The following is a 5,252-nucleotide window of genomic DNA, read 5'->3' on the forward strand; positions in this document are numbered from 1 at the left end:
ATGTGTGAAACCTATGCTCCTCTGTTGAAGGAATATCTTCCTGAAATTGAGTTTGATTTCAAGGATGGATTGAAAGGGACATGCACAGCAATTCTCTCTTTAACAAGGGAAGAGGAACAAGAAGTAATAAAGCTTCTTGACGTGTTCAAAAATCATGTGCTATTGAAAAAGAGCGACAATATTGAGACATATTTTGGAGATGAATTAGATCATTGTTTTGCCTTGGATTATAATCTTTGCGAGGATTTCATAACAAAGGAAGTAGGATATACAAAGTGTGGCAGCCTCGAACATAAGGCAAAGGAAAGTCAGGATGCGGATGCTCGTGCGCAGCTGGTGGAACCCCTCGCTAATTTGTGCGAAATCCACCCGATTTATCGAAAAGCTGAAATAATCATGCCTATCCCTCCTAACCCGTCGAAGACTTTTCATCTACCTGTTGAACTGGCGAAAGAGCTGGCTGCAAGAACCGGAAAGAGAGACGGCACAGCGTTGATAAGGAAAGTGAGAGAGACGCCAAAGCTTCAGAACCTGCCGCTCGCTGAAAAGCTGGCAACCCTGCGAGGAGCGATAGAAATCACTGGCGATATTGAGGGAAAGAGCGTCATACTAATAGATGACCTGTATCAATCGGGTTCAACGATGTGGACGGTGGCAAAACTTTTAAAAGAGAAGGGGGCAAGAAAGGTTTTAGGCCTGGCATGCGTGAAGTCCTGGCGTGATACTGACAATCAATGATAAAGGAAAGAGACATATTAGCTCTATTGCTTACCAGAGGACTCGGTCCAAAAAGGATAGGCCGGATCATGAATCTCGAGTTCTTTTATAACAGCCAAGTGGATTTATCTTTGATGTCGACTGCTGAAATGATACAGCACATGAACATTAAACCTGTGTCTTACAGCAATTTGGGCGCATTAATAGGGCTCCCGCAGAAGAATCCTATAATGAGGTGGAACAACTAAGTGTGTGGGAAACACCGGGTGTATATAGAAACTCGAATGAGACCGAACAGGATAAAGACGGCGAGAAATGACTTGCATTGAATTAAAAAATGTTTTAGCTTTAGATGCCTTATGCTGGAGCGTGGATTAAAACCTTGTATTGCTGTTTGCAAGATAATCCCTCGCAGCGTGCTTCTGGATAGTCATTATATTCAACTGTAATTTATGCCAGTACATAAAGATAAAATATCAAAAACATTTCTCAAAGATATAGTGCAGGCTTGCGTTTTCAGAGATGTTAAAGCTGCCTTGCTAATGCTTTATCCGGATCAGAAGCGCAATATCAACGGATACAAGAATGTTTTTGAGACCTTAAAACAGATGAGGCCCGGATATAATAAAGAAGGTATGGTTATTGATATAAGGAGAGTCGGCAGAGGCAAAAACGCATATTTTGCTGTAAGCGGAATATGCTTGGAAAAGGATGTTTGGCAATCATACGGTCTTGAGTATACGCCGTGGTCGAAATGGCTTGGATACGAGGTATCTCCAAAAGTTCTCAAAAAGATGTCAAAAGAGGAAATCATGGCTCACTGCCTATGGGAAATGACCTTTATGGGTTTTACCCAGAATAAAATCAGGAGAGAACTTAATAAGCTTAAAAAGCGCGTAGAGGATATTAAAACCGGCAAGGTAAAAACCATTCCGTTTGAAGAAGTAATGACGAGACTTAAAGAAAAAGTGAAAAAGGCATAGCAAAAATGGAATCGGATAATACCATCCCCTCAATCTTTCAATCCTCTGCAGAAAAATACAAAGACCGCATTGTATTTAATTATTTCGACGGCTCATGGAAGGCGATGACCTATGAAGAGTTCTTCTTGCTCTCAAATAGCATTGCATCTCTTCTCATAAGCAATGGCCTTAACAAAGGAGACAGGATAGCCATAGTTTCGGAAAACAGGCCTGAATGGTGTGCAGCATATATGGCAATACTGATGTGCGGCGGAATTGCAGTTCCAATCGATATGCAATTGGGCAGTGATGAGATTAGAAACCTGCTTATTGATTCTGAAACGAGGATTGTTTTTTATAGCTCGAAGACAGAAGCCAATGTCTTAAAGGTTATAGAAGGAACTGATATAAAGGGGATAAATCTTGATACAGCTTCATTCACCCATTTACCCATTCACCCATTCACTCATTTACCTGTTTCTCCCGACGACATTGCCTCTATAATCTATACATCAGGCACAACAGGAAAACCCAAAGGTGTTATGCTGACACATAAGAATTTCTGTTCTGATGCCGATGCTGTCATTCAGGCAAAGGTGGTCACACATGACGACAATGTCCTGTCAATACTTCCGCTTCACCATACATACCCGTTCATGTGCACATTCATTGTCCCTGTTTTTATAGGCGCAACTATTACTTTTTCGCCTGGTTTAAAGGCAGCAGATATTATATCAGCCATAAAAGACAGAGATGTGACCATTGTGGTTTCTGTCCCAAGGCTCCTTGAAATGATAAGGAATGGTATTGTCTCAAAGATAAAGGAGAGAAAATTATTTTCGAGGGTTGTTTTATGGATGATGAAGCTGTGCGAAATGATGAGAACGAAAATTGGTTTAAACATGGGAAGGATTGTATTCAAATCCATCCACAAAAACTTTGGCAGGCTTAAGTTCTTTGCAAGCGGGGGTGCGAGGCTTGAGCCGTCTATAATGAAAGACCTTGAGGCATTAGGTTTTACAGTTCTCGAAGGTTACGGCCTCACAGAAACATCTCCTGTTATTACATTCAATCCCCCAGAAAAAAGAAAACCGGGTTCTGCAGGCAGGTCATTGCCCGATGTCGAAATAAAAGTAAGCGATGACGGAGAGATAATAGTAAAGGGGCATATGGTTATGAAGGGCTATTATAAGAATCAGGCTGCTACCGATGATACTATAAAAAATGGATGGCTTTTGACAGGCGACACAGGGTATCTGGATGGAGATGGTTATCTCTTTATAACAGGACGCAAGAAAGAGATAATTGTTTTGAGTTCCGGAAAAAACATCTATCCGGAGGATGTGGAAGTTTTCTATGCATCCATCCCACTTATCAAAGAAGTATGCATTACAGAAATGGAAGGGCAGCTCCATGCAGTGATAGTCCCTGACTTTGAATATGCTAAGAGGTCTTTGATAGGAAATATTTCAGAGGCCCTAAAGTGGGAAATAAATAGGGTCTCTATGAAGCTGCCCGAATATATGAGGATTAAGGGCTACACCATGAATGCAGGGCCATTGCCCCGAACACCCCTCGGCAAGCTGAGGAGGTTCATGATAAAGGAGATATTAAAGGCTGAAGGTAAAGAGAAAAAAATAGGTGAAGACAGGGGCCTTATGGAAGATGAGGTTGGCAGAAGGGTTGCTGATTGTATAATGGCGCTTATGGCTGAGGCTGTCCCGATCCTGTCCACCGATAACCTCGAACTTGACCTCGGATTTGATTCATTAAAAAGAATAGAGCTTGTATCGTCCCTCGAATCATCCTTTTCTGTCAGCCTTCCAGAGACATTTATGTCAGAGGTTCAGACAGTAGGGGATATAGTCACAAGGCTTAAAGAGCAGGTATCCGGGGAAGGGATAAAGAAGGGTGGTCTTGTATCGTGGAAAGATATACTCGAGAAGGAGCCACTCAAGGAAGACAAGGAAAAAGCAGGTTTTCATTACAGTATCGTAGAGCTTTCGGCAGCGTACAGTATTCGTTTCATACAAACGATTCTGTTCAAACTATTTTTCGGTCTTAAGGTGGAGGGGAAGGAGCATATTCCACAGCAAGGTCCTTTTGTAATAGCGCCAAACCATGCGAGTTTCCTTGACGGTTTTGTGATTGCATCGTCTGTTTCTTATAATACCTTCAAAGGCCTTTATTTCCTCGGCTTCCAGAAGTATTTTACAGGAAGGCTCAGGTCATGGTTTGCAAAGATAAGCCATGTCATTCCAATAGATCCGGAGATATATTTAAACAAGGCCCTGCAGATGTCAGCATATGTTTTGAAAAATAAAAAAGCATTGTGCATATTCCCTGAAGGTGGACGCTCTTTTAACGGGAATTTGATGGAGTTCAGAAAGGGCATAGGAGTGCTTGCCGCGGAAATGGACATACCCGTCGTACCTGCATTTATCAGGGGAACCTTTGAGGCGCTGCCGAGAGGGGCGAAGTTTATAAGGCCATCAAAAATAGAGGTGTTTTTCGGGGAGCCCATTGGCGTATCAGACATTGATATGCAGCAGAAGCCGGAGGGCATCGATGAATATCAGTATTTTGCGGAAGAGTTGAGAAAGAAGGTGATAGCTCTGTCAAAAAATAGATAAAATCTCTTTAGATGTGTTAAATTTAATGAATTAAAAAACAAAAGGAGTTCACATGTCAGACCTTAAATATAAAGAATACACGCCTGAAGAGAGCAAGATTTACGAGAAGGCTATGGCCAGGATAAGGGAAGGGCTGAAAAACGGTCTTAACTTTAATGAGGCATGCAGCGTTGTTGATGTCGGAGATGAAGAATTAAAGAGGTATATTGTGGACGATGCACTCAAGGTGATGATTGCCGAGATGCATTACGCAAAGGGGATGGCACTGAGGCAGGTTGCAGATGCGTTGAAGGTTCCATTAAAGGCAATAGATACTGCGAATATGGAAATGCTCGAAGATGTGGGCATAACAGCAGCAGAGATATACAGGAGTAGCAATCCAGGCAGTCCCATGGGCAATGCATAAGTTGCAGTTACGGAGGTGTTTAATTTATGATGTTCAGTAAGGTCTTATCATTAAATGATATAAAAAAGGAGTCCTTTGTTATAGAGCATATAAGGTGGGACCTCGAACCAAAGGATTTAATGGAGCCGAGATACTCGATAACAGATGAGGGAATAAAAACAAGGGAGACAATAAAGGGTTATGTTTTTTATATAGATACGATGGATAAAAAACCAATTCTTTTCCTGATGCGACATACTGCTGCCGACTATGCAGAGACACTGGCACAGATAGACGAAATCCCGCAGGATTTGTTGCTCGAAGCCGTGGAAGAAAATAAAAACAAGGCATACTTCGGCATGTATCCGATTAACAAAAAAGTGGAAGATTGGCTTAAGAAAGAACTGGGGGCAGTGTAATTAGAGCCATATACTTAAACAGGTAACCGTTTCTGAATCCTATCTGGGGGAGGTAGGCGCGATGAGAAATGGAGCAATGGGTCTCTCTTTAGTTTGTTTTCTTTCATTGTTATTTTTATTTTCTTTTAATGCAGAT

5 protein-coding genes are annotated in these 5,252 nt (G+C 41.7%); all 5 read left to right on the forward strand.

The annotated features are described in order from the left end of the window. A partial coding sequence (locus V7L97_RS09875) for a ComF family protein (protein ID WP_333655519.1) occupies nucleotides 1-738 on the forward strand: 738 nt, incomplete at its 5' end. 431 nt (nucleotides 739-1,169) lie between these two features. Further along, nucleotides 1,170-1,700 carry a DUF6557 family protein gene (locus V7L97_RS09880; RefSeq protein ID WP_333655520.1) on the forward strand — a complete coding sequence of 177 codons (531 nt, stop codon included), beginning with the start codon at nucleotides 1,170-1,172 and terminating at the stop codon, nucleotides 1,698-1,700. A gap of 5 nt (nucleotides 1,701-1,705) precedes the next feature. Beyond that, a complete protein-coding gene (locus V7L97_RS09885; RefSeq protein WP_333655521.1) occupies nucleotides 1,706-4,312 on the forward strand; it encodes an AMP-binding protein in 2,607 nt (868 codons plus the stop codon). A gap of 52 nt (nucleotides 4,313-4,364) precedes the next feature. Then, the gene (locus tag V7L97_RS09890) at nucleotides 4,365-4,718 is read left to right on the forward strand and encodes a hypothetical protein (protein ID WP_333655524.1); all 354 of its coding nucleotides are present in this window, start codon (nucleotides 4,365-4,367) and stop codon (nucleotides 4,716-4,718) included. A 26-nt stretch (nucleotides 4,719-4,744) separates the two neighbouring features. Next, nucleotides 4,745-5,116 (forward strand): DVU0772 family protein, encoded by a 372-nt coding sequence (locus V7L97_RS09895; protein WP_333655527.1) that lies wholly within the window; start codon nucleotides 4,745-4,747, stop codon nucleotides 5,114-5,116. Nucleotides 5,117-5,252: the final 136 nt, after the last annotated feature.

The organism is Dissulfurispira sp. (genome assembly GCF_036745535.1).
Lineage (GTDB): Bacteria > Nitrospirota > Thermodesulfovibrionia > Thermodesulfovibrionales > Dissulfurispiraceae > Dissulfurispira.

Coding starts and splice junctions, on each gene's coding strand:
- V7L97_RS09880 (WP_333655520.1), top strand. CDS start 1,170: ATGCCAGTACATAAAGATAAAATATCAAAAACATTTCTCAAAGATATA.
- V7L97_RS09885 (WP_333655521.1), top strand. CDS start 1,706: ATGGAATCGGATAATACCATCCCCTCAATCTTTCAATCCTCTGCAGAA.
- V7L97_RS09890 (WP_333655524.1), top strand. CDS start 4,365: ATGTCAGACCTTAAATATAAAGAATACACGCCTGAAGAGAGCAAGATT.
- V7L97_RS09895 (WP_333655527.1), top strand. CDS start 4,745: ATGATGTTCAGTAAGGTCTTATCATTAAATGATATAAAAAAGGAGTCC.